The sequence below is a fragment of the Leifsonia sp. HAY1-4F genome, assembly GCF_056755275.1.
Map to the genome: position 1 here is coordinate 1 of NZ_JBNDHX010000482.1, position 248 is coordinate 248.

Annotated in this window: 1 protein-coding gene; it reads left to right on the top strand. The window is 62.5% G+C overall.

Annotation, left to right across the window (positions count from 1 at the left end):
• Window positions 1-248 (top strand): SGNH/GDSL hydrolase family protein (locus ACPYOG_RS20215; RefSeq protein WP_481295874.1); only part of this gene is annotated, 248 nt, incomplete at both ends.

The window sequence follows — 248 nt, forward strand, 5'->3', positions numbered from 1 at the left end:
CTTCACGGGCCCGGATTGGGGCGCCACCCCGGTGCTGGGCCGGACCCGCAGCAAAGTGGCTGTCTTCAACGAGAACACCCGCGTGGTTGCCGCTCGTCATGACGCTGTGATCGCCGATCTGTGGGCTTTGCGTCAACTTACCGATCCCCGGATGTGGGATCGGGACAGGCTTCACTTTTCTCCGCTGGGCCAGCACACCATCGCCATCATGGTCCTGGATTCACTCAACGTCCCGCATTCCCTTGCAC